Raw genomic sequence first — 15,606 nt, 5'->3', positions numbered from 1 at the left:
GCAACCGTGGCAAGAGCATCTGGTCTATCATTGAAGATATCTGCTCATATCTGAGCGAAATGCATGAGATGTCTACTACAGGGGAGCATCATGGCTTTCATGAATGACATCAGCAACAGTGGTCGTGATGCCCCTGATCGCTTCAAGCGTGTCACCTTCACGACGCAATACCTGCACGAATTGAGCCTGTATGTGCTGCCCGGCAGTGAAGTGCTGCTGCGAGTGAGCCAGGCCAGTGAAGACCTGATGCTGTTGCAGTTCGATGATGACTTCTACGCCGAGTTCATTGCCTCGCGCATCGTCGACTGGGTGGCGGAGAATCCCCGGGCCGACAAGGAAGATCTGACGCTCTGGATCAAGACGCGTGCCCTCGCCGAAGTCCCCATGATCCAACAGCATCACGTCTATTGAGACTGTCCGTGCCATCAAGGCGCCCTGAGACAGATGTCTCAGGTATCGAAACGACACAGGCCACCCCTTGAGGTGGCCTGTGTCGTTTCTGTCGCCCTTGGCTTTCAGAGGCATGTCGTGGTCAGAAGCTGCCAAACAGGCTGCCCAGCGTCACGACACTGATCAGTGCCAGCATCGGGAACGCCACGGTCATCATGAACATCTGTCCGTAGGACTGGCGGTGAGTCAGCTTGCAGATGGCCAGCAGCGTGATGACTGCACCTGAGTGCGGTAGCGTATCCATGCTGCCAGCCGCCAGTGCCGCCACACGGTGCATCAATTCAGGGTCTATCCCGGCATTGACGGCCATCTCCATGTAGGTCGAGCCCAGTGTCGAGAGCGCGATGCTCATGCCGCCCGAGGAGGAGCCGGTAATCCCTGCCAGCACGTTGACCGCCACGGCCTCCGAGATCAGCGGATTGTCGGGGTAGAGCCCCAGTACTGCCTCCTTGACCAGTGCAAAGCCGGCCAGGCTTGCGATCACGGCGCCATAACCGACCTCCGAGGCGGTGTTGAAGACGGGCAGCATGGCACCGAAACAGCCATTGTTGACCGTCGTCTTCAAGTCAGCCCACTGCTTCCAGCGAGTCACCACCAGCCAGAGTGACGCACAGCTCAGCGCGATCAATATCGACCACATGCCGGTGGCGCCGGCCGGGTCCAGCTCCGGGAAGGCGTCATTGAGATAGGAGAAGTCGATGCGCGGGAAAACCAGGTAGGTGAGCAGGGCATTGAGTCCGATCACCAGTATCAGCGGGATCACCGCTGCCAGCATGCTCATGCTTGCCACCGGCGCATCATCATTCAATGCCTCATTGTCATGCTTGCCATAGCCTTCGCCCTGCGCCTGAGCTTTCGTGGCTCTGCCCTTCAGCCACCAGGTGCCCAGCCCCAGCATGATCAGACCGGCGATGATGCCAAGTCCGGGAGCCGCGAAGCTGTTGGTCTGGAAGTAGGGAATCGGAATCGCGTTCTGGATCGCCGGGGTACCGGGCAGGGCGGTCATCGTGAAGGTGAAGGAGCCCAGTGCCAGTGCCGCGGGCAGCAGTCGCTTGGGTGTCGAGGTGCGCCGGAAGAGCTGGGCCCCGATGGGATAGACGGCGAAAGCGACCACGAACAGCGAGACGCCACCGTAGGTCAGCAGGGCGCAGGCCAGCACGACGGTGAGGATCACATGACGGGTTCCGAGGCGCCTTACCAGTCCCTCGGAAATCGCGTGGGCAGCCCCGGAATCCGCCATCAACTGGCCAAACAGAGCACCGAGAATGAACAGCGGGAAGAACTTGGCCAGGTAACCGCCCAGCTGGCTCATGAAGGTGACGGTATAGCTGGGCAGCAGGGCGCCTGCATCACCTGAAAGCACGACGGCAAGAGCCGCCATCACAGGTGCCAGCAACAGAACGGTGATACCGCGGTAGGCCAGGAACATCAACAGTCCCAGCGATATCAGAATGGCAAGAATGCTCATGAAAGGGACATCTCGTGGTTGGCGTTGTAGTCATGGTGTGCCGTCTGCCAATGACGACGTATGTCCTGTGAACAGGTGCGTTTCCTGTAATTATTTCTTTATATGGACTGTTCTACAGTGATATCTGGCTCACGGTAGAGTTTGTCTGACAAGAGGGCAATGCGGCTTAAGTGGCAGCGTGGGACTCCCGTATCGGGGGGTGGCAAGGCGTGTGGTACAACAGATAGAAATTATACCGTTATCAATCGTTTGGATAAAAAATCCTGCCAATTCCGCGAGTCTCCAGGGCAGAAGGGACCATCGTGTCAGCAGAAGACCTTCCACGGGAAGGGGCTGTGTTCTGCACACCGCCAGCGGCAAGCTCTTGACAAGACTCTTGTTGGCAACTGTCGCATTAAGAAAAAGGCGGTACCCGGAGGCACCGCCATAAACGATCGAACCATCCGCCGGTCGCGAGGCCGACAGGGGTCATGGAGTCATACGTACGTGACGCTTGTCTGGATGATGGCAAGACTACTGAAGCGCTCCGTTGCCGTCATCGCCTTGGACATCTCGTCATGCCATGCGCCAGATACTGACGCCAGCGGGAGCGAGCTGTTGGCCTCCGCAGATCCAGCCATCTTCCGGCACCAGGCCTTCGGGTAGCCAGCGTGGTTCAGGCGCATAATTGAAGGCAAACACCAGATTGCCTCTGCAGCGCAGGCGCACACCCTCCGGCAGAGCGGTGGTAAGGATGGCTGCCTTGCGACATTCCTCGACCAGCACGGCCATGAGGGTGTCTTCTTTAAGCCAGGCGGTCAGATAGCTGACCCCTGCGCGCTCCGTGAGAGCCGCTTCTCCATCATCGAAACGGGTCACGACCCTTGCCGTGGTACGCGTGCTGTCGAGCAGGTCTCGCCAGCGCAACGCGTGGCCATGATGACCATTGGTTGTGGTGACCCCGGGGCAGGCACCGGGGCGCAGACCATCGACCCGATCGACCGTGACGCCGGCCAGCTCGCCGAGGGCGCCCGGTGCCAGTTGATCGGGTATCTGGAAGTCTGGCGTGCGTGAGCCGGAGCGTGCGCCGATCACGATACGGCTGCCGCTGTCACGTGCAGCGCTCAGGCGTGCCGCAAGCGCATCGTCGGCAATCACCTGACAGGGCAACACGACGAGAGGATAGCCACTGACATCATCACGAGGGGAGACGATGTCGATGTCCAGACCCAGCCGGCGAAGGGCGCTGTACCAGCTCAGATGCAGTTCCAACGCATCGAAGTCCTCGGCATGCGGTTGAATCTGGCAGGCCCAGATCGAGGCATAGTCGAACATCAAGGCCACGGGGGCCTGTTCGGTCTCGATCTCGCGCCCACTGAGGCCTTCTGCGCTCAAGCGAGCCAGTTCATCGCGGACCTGCAACAGCTCCGGCCAGGCCGAGGCCGGTGAACCATCCGGACGCAACAGACCCGCATGCATCTGTTCCTGCGCGAAGGGGGCCTGACGCCAACGGAAATAGGAAACGACTTCCGCGCCATGGGCAAAGGCCTCATGACTCCAGAGGCGAACCATGCCGGGCAGTGGGGCGGCATTGCTGATGGCCCAGTTGACCGGACCCGGCTGTTGCTCCATGACCCACCAGCGCCCCTTGCACATGGCGCGATAGAGGTCGTGGTGGAAACCGGCGAAATCAGGGTGGCCCTGTTGGCGATAGAACGCCTTGGTGGCCTCGAGATGGGCACCACGCTCCAGAAAGCCCAACGGGTAGCTATCCCAGCTGGCGATGTCCAGGTCCCGGGCGACGTCAAAGTGGTCAAACTCCGTGAACAGGCCCATGAAGTTGTGCACGATATCGACGTTCACGCCGCTGTCTCGCAGCGTCTGGACCTGAAGCCGGTTGTACTCGACCACCATGTCGGAGCAGAAGCGACGATAATCCAGCACGATCGCCGGATGTGGCTCGGTGACGGTGCCGACCGGCGCCTCGACCTGCGAGAAGGCGGTCACCTCCAGGCTCCAGAACACCGCGCCCCATGCCTCATTGAGCGCTTCGACACTGCCGTAGCGTTGTTCCAGCCACTCAGGGAAGCCTGCGCGCGCCGCTCGAGAGTAGCTGAGGATGGTGTCGTGACAGCCGTATTCGTTGTCGGTCTGCCACGCCATGATCGCCGGATGAGTGGCGTAGCGCTCCCCCATCAGACGCACGATACGCTCGCTCTGCGTACGATAGACGGGTGAGGAGAAGCAGTAATGGCGACGTGAGCCATACCCCCGCACCTGGCCATGCTCATCGACGGCCAGTATCTCGGGATGGGCATCCACCAGCCATTTCGGGGGCGTGGCCGTCGGGGTTCCCATCACGATCTTGAGACCGGCGCGGGCAAGCACCTCAACGGCCTCGTCGAGCCACTCGAAACGCAGCTCTCCGGAGCGCGGCTCCAGCCGACTCCAGGCGAACTCGCCTATGCGCACCACGCGAATGCCGGCCTCGAACATGTCACGGGCATCCTGCGCCCAGCGCTCACGCGGCCAGTGTTCCGGGTAATAACAGACGCCGAGTTGCATACAGGTCATCCTTGAATCGGTGAAGTGATAGCCGGAGCACAGGCTCAGTCAACGTCGTGTGCCGCCGTCAGGTGGATCAGGATCGCCTGTTCCGGGTCGAGCACCGGCAGGGCAAGCCCGGCACGCATCAGCATCTCGCCACTGGCGACGACGGGCTCCCCCGAGAGCTGGGCCTGCACCCAGGCCGGCAGCTGCTTCATGCGGCGTTCGGGATGTTCCGGCAGTTCCAGCAGCTCGAGTCGATAATGCTGCTCGGCGATGAGCCCTGCCAGCGGCTGTGGCGCAGGTACGGCGTGGCGTGGCATGGCCAGCTGGCTGATGCAGTAAAGCGCCTCTTCACCGTCCTGTCTGACCACGCCATGTGCATGCTGGCCGTCATCCAGGCAGTCCAGACGCCAGCTCACGCCGCCATGCAACAGCCCGCGCAATGCCTTGTAGCGCTCGATCCAGACGCGCAGCTCCCCACGCTCGCATGGCGCGAGCTGGCTGACGTCCAGTTCAAGGCCCAGGTGACCGAACAGGGCCGTGGAGGCACGAAAGGCAAGGGAGGTACGCCGCGACGTGGTGTGTGCATGCTCCGGCCCGATATGAGCCCCGAGCAGCTCCGGTGGCAGGAAGCGACTGGCACCGCGCTGGATGTGCGTTCTCTCATGCGGGTCGTTGCAGTCCGAGGTCCAGACGCGATGGGTGTGGCGCAGAATGCCGTGGTCGGTACGGGCGCCCCCCGAGGCGCAGCTCTCGATTTCCACCTCAGGGTGCGCCTGGCGCAGACGTGCGAGCAGCGCATAGAGCGCTTGTACCTGAGCATGCGCTGCAGGCATGCCGCGACGCTCGCCGGACTGGGTCGCGGCGTGGGTGAGGTCGCGATTCATGTCCCACTTGAGATAGCGGATCGGGTAGTCGCTGAGCAGGGCATCCAGTCGCGCAAACAGATAGTCAGTGACGTCAGGGCGTGTGAGATCCAACACGCATTGATACCGCCCCAGTGGCTGTTCACGGCCTTCCAGCGCCAGTATCCAGTCGGGATGCGTGCGAAAGAGCGCGCTGTCCGGATTGACCATCTCGGGTTCCACCCACAGACCGAATTCCATGCCCTGGGCATGGACGGACGCGATCAAGGGCCCCAGCCCCTCGGGGTATTTGCCCTGATCCAGGTACCAATCGCCCAGCGCTGCTCGCTCACCATCGCGGCCCACGAACCAGCCATCGTCGAGCACGAAGCGTTCCGCGCCGACGTCACCGGCAGCGTTGACCAGCTCCTCCAGCCGCTCGGCGTCGTGATCGAAATAGAGGGCCTCCCAGGTGTTGACGTGGACCGGGCGAGGCTTGTTCGGCGTCGGCCAGTCAAGCCGTGCACGCAAGGTACGATGCATGCGCTGACTGGCGCCATTGATGCCCGTGTCAGACCACGCCATGACGACTTCCGGCGTGGTGACGCTGTCCCCGGCGGCCAGTACCTGCTCACCGGGCAACAGCAGTGCGCCCAGCTGCAGTTGCGTGCTGCCATCGAACTGGCGCTCCACCAGCAGTCGATGGTTGCCGCTCCAGGCCAGGTGCGCGCTGATGACCTCCCCGGACTGCTCACTGAACCCCTCGGTACCCACGATGAGGGAGGGCACACGCTGGTGAGAGCTGCGCCCGCGACGATTCTCGAGCGTGAAGGTGCCTTCACTCAGGGCGTGGCGTGTCTCGGTGAACTCCTGGACCCAACGGCCACCGAAGCTCAGGCACTGTTCGAAGCGGTTCGGCAGTGGCAGGCAGCAGGCCGCCAGCCACTCGAGGCGATAGTCGGCCGTACCAGGATTGCGCAGGGTGGTGGACTGACGCAGCACCCCCTCGCTGGTGAGCGTGACTGACAGCAGAACTTCCAGCTCGCTCGTGGCATCCGCCAGTGTCAGCTGGGCATGCGCGCCCAGTGAATCGGTCGAGCACGCCACCTTACTCAGTCGCATGTCGGTGAGCCAGTCACGCCCATCACGGTCACCGATCAAGGCCGGATAGCCCGCAAAGCCAAGCCCGGCATCATTGAACAAGGTATTGGGCGGGAGCTGATCGAGGCTTGCCTGGGGCGTGGCAGCAGCGCTCATCAGGCGGTGCTGGGCTGGCGTGACCGGGGCGATGCGCCCCAGGTGGGCCAGCTTGAGCAGGCCATCGGCGAGATCCAGCTGCAGCTGGATGCCGTCGGCGCTCAGGTTCAGCCATTGCTGTTGGGGGGACCAGGTCGCGTCGGGCGCTGCCGAAGGTCGGGTGGATGAGGCGTCTGCGGTCATCATGAGAGGTCCAGAAATAAAGAAGAATCAGAGACGGAATGGCAGTGTCAGCCCAACACCAGCGGCGGTTCTGCCAGTCCCTTGAAGCCGTGTGCTGACAGGTCCAGCGCGAAGAGATCACCATCACCCGCCGCATGATCCGGCGTGGCCATGCCTTCGTGCGCCGTGGTGATATACAGCGTGCTCAGCCCCTCACCACCGAACAGCGGGCACGAGGGCTGGCTGACCGGCAGGGCCGCATGAGCGATTTCCTTGCCGTCATGATCCAGCCTTGCCACGCGGCCGGCCCCCCAGAGCGCAATCCACATATGGCCGTCGGCGTCGATCACGGCGCCATCCGGGCCACCGCCACAATCGCGCAGGTCGGCCCAGACCTCAGGAGCGTTGTATTCACCTGCTGACCCTTCACTTGCTGACCCTTCACCTGCTGATTTGAGTGGCCAGCCATCGGCGTCCAGCGGCCAGCGCAGCACCTGACCGGTAACGGTGTCGGTGAAATAGGCGAAGCGGCCATCCGGCGAGAAACACAGCGCATTGGGAATGGTCAGCCCATCCATGAGCTTGCAAAGCTTGCCGCGGTGCAGGCGGTAGAGACTGCCAGCCCCGGTCTCGGCGTTGCAGCCCATGCTCGAGAGCCACAGACTGCCGTGGGTATCCACTCGAGCATCATTGCTGCGTGTCGCGGGCATGGCGTCCGCCTCGAAGGACATGACATCCTCCACGGCGCCTGTCTCGGGGTTCCAGCGTGACAGCATGCCTTCCCCGACCAGCAGGTAGTCGCCTTCAAGGGTGAGCGCCGCATAGGAGGTGCGGCGCGCAAGCTGAGTGATGACGTGATCACTGCCGTCCGCGGCCGCGTGATGCAGCTCGCCGGCGAGGATGTTCAGCCAGCGCACCCGCGCAGGCAGGGTGGTTGTCGCGGGTGTCCAGCCGGGGCCTTCTCCCAGCTCGCAGTGGCTGGCCACGAGGCGCTCAGCCGTGCCCAGGCAGGTCGATCGTGTCATCCGTTACTCCTCGTGAATCCTGTGGGAGAGCCGCTGGGGCTCAGTCGGCGGCGGTCCAGGCGGAGACCAGCTTGCGTGCTCGTTCACCGACGTCAAAAGCCGTCAGACCCGGCGTGTAGATGGCCGTTCCCAGACCTGCACCATGGATACCTGCCGCACGCCATTGCGCGAAGTTGTCACTGCCGATGCCCCCGACGGCATACAGCTCGGTGCCTGTGGGCAGCACGGCCAGCATCGCTTTCATGTTGACGATACCGACCTGGGTCGCCGGGAAGAGCTTGAGACCTGAGGCGCCGGCGGCGAGGGCCGCGAAGGCCTCCGTCGGCGTGACGATGCCTGGCATGGACACCATCTCGAGTCGGCGACTCTCGCGAATGACCTCGACATCGGCATTGGGCGACACGATCAGCCGACCACCTACGCCGTGCACGTCCCGCACCTGCTCCGGCGTCAGGACGGTGCCGGCACCGATGAGGATCTGGCCGTCATGGGCCGTCGCACAGTGCTTGACCAGTGCCGCGATGCTGACCAGCGGCTGGGGCGAATTGAGCGGGACCTCGATGCGGGTGATGCCCGCCGCGATGATCTCGTCGGCAATCGCGATGATTTCCTGCGGCGTGACGCCGCGCAGAATGGCAACCAGGGGAAGGCTCATGGAAGTCTCCAGGGGAAAGATGGGGGTGTCAGTCAGTGGCGAGGCGTGTCTGACAGGCGTGATGAATGCGCCCGAGCCCGGCCAGAATCATGTCGGCATTGGCGGCCAGGCTGACGCGATAGCCCAGATGCTCGAGTGCAATCCGATAGCGCTGGCATAAGATGTCATCACCGATCAAGGTGATCAGCGACCCTTGCGGCTGCAGGCATGTGGCACCGGCCAGCTCAAGGCCCAGAACCAGACCGGAAAGCCGCGCACCCAGCAAGGCTGCGCGCGAGGCCTCATCATCGAGGCGTTCATCGAGCAAATCCCGCGCACGGATGCCGAACAACGCCGCCGTCATGCGCGCCGGTTCCGCCATGGCCGCATCGATGCCTGCCAGAAATGCCTGACGCTGTGGCTCATCGGCAAGATCCCCTCCCGCCACGGAGTGCTTGAGGACCGAATCCTGACTGAGCAGCTTGTAGAGTTCACCGCTCATGAAGGTGGTGAAGCCCGTGATCGAACCGTTCTCGAGCTGTGCCCACTTCGCGTGGGTGCCGGGCAGGCAGACGGCCCCGCTATAGCCCGGCTGAGTGGCGACCAGACCCGCCAGCTGTGTCTCCTCACCGCGCATGACATCAAAGGCCGGCTGGTGCTGACATAGCCCCGGCACGATGGTGACGGCGATGCGTCTGTCGCGCGTTGCCACTTGGGTCAGCTGCTCTGCCAGGCCAGACAGGACATCGATGGCAGGGGCTTGCTCACCGGGGACCGGAAGGTAGGCCGCTTCCACCCAGCCCTGGCGTGCGCCCGCCATGCCGCAGATCAACACCGGCATGCTTGAGTTAGAGTCCTCGGGCAGCCAGTCATTGATCACCACCCGCAGGACATCCTCGAATTCATCGCTCGCCAGACCCAGCATGCCGCGGGCACTGCTTGCCTGGGCGATGATCCGGTCCTGATCATCCAGCGCCCAGGCACGCAGATTGCTGGAGCCCCAATCCACGGCGATCCAGGCGGGGAGGGCATGGACGGCGCTCACACTCGACCTCCATCCACGACCATCGGTTGGCCGGTCATCATGCGTGAGGCGGTGGAGGCCAGGAACAGACAAGGATTGATCATGTCCTCGACCGGAATCGCTTCCTTGAGGCACTGCTGGTCGATGCACTCGTTCAAGTCCTTGTCATTGACCCACAGCTCGCGCTGACGCTCCGTCATTACCCAGCCCGGAATCAGACAGTTGACGCGAATGGCGTCTGGCCCGAGCTCACGCGCCAGCGCCTTGGTAAGCCCCATGATGCCGGCCTTGGCGGTGACGTAGGTGGGATAGCCCCCCAGCCCCAGCATGTAGCTGTTGGAAGACAGGTTGATGATGGCGCCGCCTCCCAGTGCCCGCATGTCAGCCGCGACCGCCTGAGCGGTGAAGAACTGGGGACGCAGGTTGGTGGCGATGGATTCATCCCACTGCTCCACCGTCCATTCCTCCAGCGTATGGCGAGTATCGCGGGCCGCATTGTTGACCAGAACTTTGATCAGGCCGTGCGCCTCACGCGCCTGAGCGACGGCGGCCTGCAATGCCTCGATGTCCTGGATGTTGCAGCGGATGAACAGCGGACGATTGGCGTAGCGAGCTTCCATGGCGTCACAGAATTCGCTGGCATCGGACAGGCCGACGAAGGCGACCTTGGCACCCTGCGCCAGGAAGCCTTCGGTCAATGCGGCACCGATACCCGAGCCTCCGCCGGTGATGAAGACACTGGCACCCGCGAGGTCCGGGTAGCGAAAGTCCGCGAAGGCGGGGAGTTCAGTATGGGGTGATGCGGTACGGGTCATGATGAGTCCCTTCTGCAGCGTGACAGACTCTCGGCTGAGAGCCTGTCCTGGCATGGCGTCTGTGTTGTCAGTGTGTACGTTGCGGCTTGCTCGGCATTACCACTCAGCGACGGAGCCGTCTTCGTGGGTCCAGACCGGATTGCGCCAGCGATGCCCGACCTTGGCACGTTCCTCGACGAAGGCTTCGTCAATCTCGACCCCGAGCCCCGGGCCCTGGGGAATGGCGCAGAATCCGTCCTTGATCGCCAGCGCGTCCTTGTCGACCAGGTAATCCAGGACGTCGTTGTCCTTGTTGTAGTGGATGCCCATGCTCTGTTCCTGGATGAAGGCGTTGTGACACACCGCATCCAGCTGCAGGGAAGCCGCCAGCGTCAGCGGGCCCAGCGGGCAGTGCGGTGCCAGGGCCACGTCATAGGCCGAGGCCAGCGTCGCGATCTTGAAGCCTTCACTGATGCCGCCGCAGTGGGAGAGATCCGGCTGGATGATGTCGACCATGCCGTCCGCCAGCAGGTCACGGAACTGGAAGCGGGTGTGCAGGCGCTCGCCGGTGGCGATGGGCGTCGCGATGCCCTCGGCGATATGCTTGAGCGCGGGCAGGTGCTCAGGTGCCACCGGCTCTTCGATGAACATCGGGTGGAACTGCTCCAGTTCCCGCAGCAGCGCCTTGGCCATCGGGCGGTGCACGCGGCCATGGAAGTCGATGCCGATCCCCACGTCGGGGCCGACCGCATCACGCGCTTCGGCGACACGCGCCACGGCGTCATCGATCTTCTTGTGGGAATCGACGATCTGCATCTCCGGCGTGCCGTTCATCTTGAAGGCCGTGAAGCCCTGGTCGACCAGCGCCTTGGCACCTGCGCCGACCTCTGACGGGCGATCGCCGCCCGTCCAGGCGTACATCCGCATCTTGTCGCGCACCGGGCCGCCGAGCAGCTGATGCACGGGCACTCCCAGATCACGGCCCTTCAGGTCCCACAGGGCCTGGTCGATGCCGGCGATCGCGGACATCAGAATAGGGCCGCCGCGATAGAACCCTGCGCGGTACATGACGTTCCACAGGTGCTCGATGTTGCGCGGGTCCTGGCCGACCAGATAATCCGACAGCTCGTGGACCGCGGCTTCCACCGTGGCGGCGCGCCCTTCGATGACCGGTTCCCCCCAGCCATAGCAGCCCTCATCGGTCTCGATCTTGAGGAACAACCAGCGTGGCGGAACTTGCCAGGTCTTGAGTCGAGTGATTTTCATGTCGAGATTCCTTGGGATGACGCTCGTGTCGAGCTTGGAAAGCATTGAAGAAGGAAAAGTCGTGGGTCAGAAGCGCGGCGTCTCGAGGCGCGGATGATCAAGGCCGAATCCGAGATCGCGCGCAGCCGTTTCCAGCACGCGCTCGGCACAGGTACGCGCCATGTCCGGTTGACGCAGGCGGATGGCTTCCATCACGGCGCGATGTCGCTCGAGACTGGCACGGTGATGGGCCTGGTCGTGCTGTTGTGCCGCCTGCTGGGAGGACTCGATCAACTGGCTGATGGAAGGGCGCAGCAAGCTACCCAGCTGGGCCCACACCAGGTTGTGGGTGGCGCGGTAGATGGCCTCGTGGAACGCCACGTCAAATTCGCTGTGAGCTGCCTGCTGCTCGTCATTGGCGGTCGCGACCATTCCCTCGAAGGCGCGCTCCAGCCTTGCGAGGTCCTGGGCGTTGGCCTTGGTCGCCGCCAGGGCGCTGACATAGGGCTCGACGGACAGCCGGAAGGCGTAGATCTCACGCATCAGGGCAGGGTTGATGCCTTCCAGTCCGCTGATCCAGTCGCTCATCAGTGGATCCAGCAGTTGCCATTCGCTCATCGGCCGCACCAGGGTGCCACGGCCGGCAGTGCGCTCCAGCAACCCGGCCCCCACCAGCTGGGCCAGTGCATTGCGCAGCCGGTTACGGCTGGCATCGAAGCGCTTGCAGAGGTCCATTTCACGCGGGAAGTTGTCGTCTGGATCGAACTTGCCGGCCAGAATTTCACGCGCCAGGCAGGCAGCGATGGCTTCCATGCTGGCTACGGGCTGTCTGGAGCCCGTCATGGCCGGCGACAGTGAATCTTTCTGGCGAGAGGAATCCTGATCCGGCGCTGTATCGCTGGAAGTCTCAGAGAGTGGGTCTGGGCGAGAGATGGTCACGCGAGGCCTCGTGGCTGACGTAGTGCGCAGGGCAAGCTACGGTAAATGTCTGAATGAACCTTAATAAATGTCAGACATTTGAACAAGCCTCAACGAATGCAACTTTGGTCGTTGCCGGCAGGCCAGGTCGCCTTGAGAGGTGGGGAGGGGGTATGGCGAGACTTCGGGCAGGCCGCTGGGATCGGTCGACTCCCCTCAGACCTTGCCATCAATCATCAGTCATCAGCGATCAGCTGATCGATGTGATGTCGCCAGTCCTTGAGTGACTCATCATCGGACAGAAGTCTCTGGCGGGTGACGAGTTCCGCGTCTGTCTCGAAGGTCCTGAGTACATTCCTCAATTGCTGCTGAGTGGCTGGAGTCAGCACGGGAACGTTCGAGGCTTCCTCGGTCTCGTCTTCCAGGACCACGAAGTGGCCAGGGGCCAGATGGAAGACCTTGAGCGGGTACAAACAGGCATTCAGATGGGGACCGAATTGCCGGTCCGTAGTGAGAGGGGACTGCGTCCCGACGAGCTGGAGATGGTGAAGCGTTATCCCCTGCACAGTGACATGCCCTTCATGCAGCAAGCCTGCCAGCAAGGTCTCCAGCAAGGCACGGTTGAAGCAACCGGTCGTCTGGTCACGCCATTGATCCGCATGGCGCTCGATCTGACGCGGGCCGGGAATCGCGCTGCGTGGCTCGGCCCTGGGGATCGGCTTGCGGGTCAACACCCTGCGTGCCGCCTGAAGGATGTCCGGCGCAAAGGGTTGGTAGGCGCAATGCTCGATTTCACTGATGGCCTCCGCCTGAGTCAGGCCCGAGTATCTCACCAGCTCCAGGACCTGGACGACCAGCGCCAGGATCGCGGGACTGGCAGACCGCGACAGCAAGGCCGCCTCCGAGTCCGTCTGGCGGTAAGGCATGTAGTGCTGGCTTTCACTCAGCAGGCTGGCCTCCAGAGGCGCATTGAGCGCTTCTCTCAACACTCGGCTGCCGATATCCGCCTGTTGACGCAACAACTGTTGTTGATCGAACTGAAGCTGCGCCATCGGCTTGAGCAGCGTGTCGGGAAGTGTCAGTCGGCCCATGTCATGGAGCATGGCCGTGCGCTCCAGTGCGCTGATCTGCGCCTCTTCAAGCCCCAGCTCTCTGGCGATGGCCGTCACGTATTCGGCGACGATGAGGTCATTGCCTTCACGCTGGGGGCAGCGTTCATTGCGTATCATCTGCAGGGTATTGATCAGCCTGTCCTCACCGCGCTGCTCAAGCTCGTTTTCCAGACGCCCCATGCGTTGGCGCATCTGACGCTGACGGGTGCGGGATTGCCGGAAGAGGGCATGACCGATGGCCAGGAACAGCAGCAGGCAGGCACCGAGGGTCAGCAGGAGATGCCAGCGCTCCAGACGGCTTTTCTCCTGCATGATGTCCGCGTGGGCTGTCAGGGCCGCATTGTTGATGTCGCCCATGTAGACCCCACTGGCCACGATCCATTGGAAGGGCGGATACAGCGCGGCATAGGTCGTCTTGTCTTCCTCAGGCCCCCCACGGGAGCGGGGGAAGCGGTAATCGAAGAAGATGCCACTTCCCTGCAGGACACCCTCGAGTTCGGTCTTGTAAGGCTGGCGTCCACTGCTGTCCCGATGCTCGGTGGAGAGCAGCGTGCCTTCGGTGCCGGGCAAGAGCGGGTGAATCAGGCGACGGGCGTAGCCGGGGCCGCCCGTCGGATCCAGAATTTCATTGATCCAGACATAGCGACTCTCTCCCTTGTCCAGGCTGGCATGCAGGGATTGACGAAGCTCGTTGGCGACCAGGAATGCCACCATCTGCGGGTCGATATGAATCAGGGTCCAGATGGTCGAGGCGGTGTTGCGAGGGCGTCGAACCTCACCATCCTTGCCCAGGCCCTGCTGGCTCGGGATGGCGAAGATCAGGCCTGCGTCCGTGCCACGCAGGAAGTGAGGACTGTCATTGCTCGTGTGCAGACGCAGATTGAGTTCTGTGGACCACCAATCCGGATAGAGATTGCTCGGCAATTGAACGATATCGATCCAATCCGGGTTGATGCGGAGATCAGGGAACTGACGCAGGAGCTCGGTACTGATATAGGACCGATCTCGACCGGTAAGGTGGGTGATTCCCAGGAAGGGGGCCCGCATCGTCGTCATCATCAGTCGCTGCAGACGATGTTCGTAATCTCGATGCCGTGAGGCAATCACGCCGAGCGTCTGCTCGACCAGCAGACTTGCCTGCAGACGCCTCTCGCTCGTGATGAGGTCACGCGTGGAAGCCGCATGCAGCGCTTCCATCTCGCGGCTATCTCTTTCGAGAATGATCAACACCAAGCCTAGCACCACGCCTGAGAGCGCTACCAGACCCAGCCAGTGCCGAATCGAAAGGCCGGCGAATTCTCGCGTGGCGTCAAGGAAAGACCGCCCTGGTGGTGTGTTGTCTGAGGAAAGATCATTATCCTTGATCATCAGATACATCATCCGTGTATTTTTCGTACACTGAGGATACACCACAACGACAAAGCGTTCGTTGCTTCTCGATCACGCACCGAGCGTCTGGTCAACGCCATGCCCAACATGGGGAGATTGCCTGGGAATTGCCGTCTCAAGTCGGCGGGTCAGCGTCCCTTGCATGCTTGCTAGCATGGTGGGAAATGGGCATGATGACAGGCGCTTTCTTCATGGCTTTCAAGAAGATATCACTTCCCTGGTGGCTTTCTCCCCAAGGGGTTGCCCTCTGGTTCCGTTACTCCCCCATGTTGCCGATATGACATTGAAGAAGCCTTGGGCATAGTGTGATATTTTGCTGTCTTGAATGTTTCAGCCTCTCTTCTTGTTGTCGACAAGATCAATAGTGGAAACCATGCATGAACCGACATGATGAAAAGGTCATCGCAAGCGCCCGCAAGCAGCGTGCCTTGTTTGATGAACTTGAAAAGGCATTGGCTGAAGAGTTGAATGCGCTGGATCGTCCCTCGACTCCCCCCGCCACGTCAGAAAGCAGCCCCCAGGCAACGGACCCGGCTGAAGCGCGTGAGGCTGAATTCAATGCGCGTCTGGAGAGCCTGATCGCGGAATTCGGGCTGGATCGTGACACGGCACATGCCTGGCTGTGCGATCTCAGTGAGTTCCAAACACGGACAGACTGATGTCATCCATGGTCATTGCCTGAACCGTCACACTCCATCCTCACGGCGCCAGTCTCCTTGCCATCGCCAGAGGCACCCTTTCGCTGTGCATTTCT

Annotated in this window: 12 protein-coding genes; 2 read left to right on the top strand and 10 right to left on the bottom strand. The window is 62.2% G+C overall.

The window, feature by feature from the left end; translation table 11 throughout:
- Positions 1 to 90: 90 nt before the first annotated feature.
- Complete coding sequence (locus tag AC26AR_RS08090) at positions 91 to 411, top strand: type 2 periplasmic-binding domain-containing protein (protein WP_479398741.1); 321 nt, start codon at positions 91 to 93, stop codon at positions 409 to 411.
- A gap of 121 nt (positions 412 to 532) precedes the next feature.
- On the opposite strand, the gene AC26AR_RS08085 is transcribed toward AC26AR_RS08090, so the two are convergent.
- The 10 genes from AC26AR_RS08085 to AC26AR_RS08040 form a co-directional block, all read right to left on the bottom strand.
- Positions 533 to 1,918 (bottom strand): GntP family permease, encoded by a 1,386-nt coding sequence (locus tag AC26AR_RS08085; RefSeq protein WP_479398740.1) that lies wholly within the window; start codon positions 1,916 to 1,918, stop codon positions 533 to 535.
- Positions 1,919 to 2,473: 555 nt separating this feature from the next.
- Positions 2,474 to 4,462, bottom strand: coding sequence for a beta-galactosidase (locus AC26AR_RS08080; protein ID WP_488107820.1), 1,989 nt, complete (start codon positions 4,460 to 4,462; stop codon positions 2,474 to 2,476).
- A gap of 44 nt (positions 4,463 to 4,506) precedes the next feature.
- A complete protein-coding gene (locus AC26AR_RS08075; protein WP_488107819.1) occupies positions 4,507 to 6,735 on the bottom strand; it encodes an alpha-galactosidase in 2,229 nt (742 codons plus the stop codon).
- A gap of 44 nt (positions 6,736 to 6,779) precedes the next feature.
- A complete protein-coding gene (locus AC26AR_RS08070) occupies positions 6,780 to 7,736 on the bottom strand; it encodes an SMP-30/gluconolactonase/LRE family protein (protein WP_488107818.1) in 957 nt (318 codons plus the stop codon).
- A gap of 40 nt (positions 7,737 to 7,776) precedes the next feature.
- On the bottom strand, positions 7,777 to 8,391 hold the full coding sequence (locus tag AC26AR_RS08065; RefSeq protein ID WP_136937793.1) for a 2-dehydro-3-deoxy-6-phosphogalactonate aldolase: 615 nt from the start codon (positions 8,389 to 8,391) through the stop codon (positions 7,777 to 7,779).
- A gap of 28 nt (positions 8,392 to 8,419) precedes the next feature.
- Positions 8,420 to 9,415, bottom strand: coding sequence for a 2-dehydro-3-deoxygalactonokinase (locus AC26AR_RS08060; RefSeq protein WP_488107817.1), 996 nt, complete (start codon positions 9,413 to 9,415; stop codon positions 8,420 to 8,422).
- Positions 9,412 to 10,209, bottom strand: coding sequence for an SDR family NAD(P)-dependent oxidoreductase (locus AC26AR_RS08055; RefSeq protein WP_488107816.1), 798 nt, complete (start codon positions 10,207 to 10,209; stop codon positions 9,412 to 9,414). The genes AC26AR_RS08060 and AC26AR_RS08055 overlap by 4 nt, the downstream gene beginning before the upstream one ends.
- 96 nt (positions 10,210 to 10,305) lie before the next feature.
- Positions 10,306 to 11,454, bottom strand: coding sequence for a galactonate dehydratase (gene dgoD, locus AC26AR_RS08050; RefSeq protein ID WP_077376333.1), 1,149 nt, complete (start codon positions 11,452 to 11,454; stop codon positions 10,306 to 10,308).
- 66 nt (positions 11,455 to 11,520) lie between these two features.
- A complete protein-coding gene (locus AC26AR_RS08045) occupies positions 11,521 to 12,246 on the bottom strand; it encodes a FadR/GntR family transcriptional regulator (protein ID WP_488107815.1) in 726 nt (241 codons plus the stop codon).
- A 341-nt stretch (positions 12,247 to 12,587) separates the two neighbouring features.
- Positions 12,588 to 14,660: a cache domain-containing protein gene (locus AC26AR_RS08040; protein ID WP_488107814.1), complete on the bottom strand. Its 2,073-nt coding sequence runs from the start codon at positions 14,658 to 14,660 to the stop codon at positions 12,588 to 12,590.
- A 569-nt stretch (positions 14,661 to 15,229) separates the two neighbouring features.
- On the opposite strand from AC26AR_RS08040, the gene AC26AR_RS08035 reads away from it, so the two are divergent.
- On the top strand, positions 15,230 to 15,511 hold the full coding sequence (locus AC26AR_RS08035; RefSeq protein WP_488107813.1) for a hypothetical protein: 282 nt from the start codon (positions 15,230 to 15,232) through the stop codon (positions 15,509 to 15,511).
- Positions 15,512 to 15,606: the final 95 nt, after the last annotated feature.

The organism is Cobetia sp. PS-4MA (genome assembly GCF_057670765.1).
The sequence above is the reverse complement of the archived record's forward strand: the minus strand, read 5'-3'. Positions and strand labels throughout refer to the sequence as shown.

What these genes read in the sequence shown, in the direction of transcription:
- AC26AR_RS08090 (WP_479398741.1), top strand. Translation starts at nt 91, where the DNA reads ATGGCTTTCATGAATGACATCAGCAACAGTGGTCGTGATGCCCCTGAT.
- AC26AR_RS08085 (WP_479398740.1), bottom strand. Translation starts at nt 1,918, where the DNA reads ATGAGCATTCTTGCCATTCTGATATCGCTGGGACTGTTGATGTTCCTG.
- AC26AR_RS08080 (WP_488107820.1), bottom strand. Translation starts at nt 4,462, where the DNA reads ATGCAACTCGGCGTCTGTTATTACCCGGAACACTGGCCGCGTGAGCGC.
- AC26AR_RS08075 (WP_488107819.1), bottom strand. Translation starts at nt 6,735, where the DNA reads ATGATGACCGCAGACGCCTCATCCACCCGACCTTCGGCAGCGCCCGAC.
- AC26AR_RS08070 (WP_488107818.1), bottom strand. Translation starts at nt 7,736, where the DNA reads ATGACACGATCGACCTGCCTGGGCACGGCTGAGCGCCTCGTGGCCAGC.
- AC26AR_RS08065 (WP_136937793.1), bottom strand. Translation starts at nt 8,391, where the DNA reads ATGAGCCTTCCCCTGGTTGCCATTCTGCGCGGCGTCACGCCGCAGGAA.
- AC26AR_RS08055 (WP_488107816.1), bottom strand. Translation starts at nt 10,209, where the DNA reads ATGACCCGTACCGCATCACCCCATACTGAACTCCCCGCCTTCGCGGAC.
- dgoD (WP_077376333.1), bottom strand. Translation starts at nt 11,454, where the DNA reads ATGAAAATCACTCGACTCAAGACCTGGCAAGTTCCGCCACGCTGGTTG.
- AC26AR_RS08045 (WP_488107815.1), bottom strand. Translation starts at nt 12,246, where the DNA reads ATGGAAGCCATCGCTGCCTGCCTGGCGCGTGAAATTCTGGCCGGCAAG.
- AC26AR_RS08040 (WP_488107814.1), bottom strand. Translation starts at nt 14,660, where the DNA reads ATGGAAGCGCTGCATGCGGCTTCCACGCGTGACCTCATCACGAGCGAG.
- AC26AR_RS08035 (WP_488107813.1), top strand. Translation starts at nt 15,230, where the DNA reads ATGAACCGACATGATGAAAAGGTCATCGCAAGCGCCCGCAAGCAGCGT.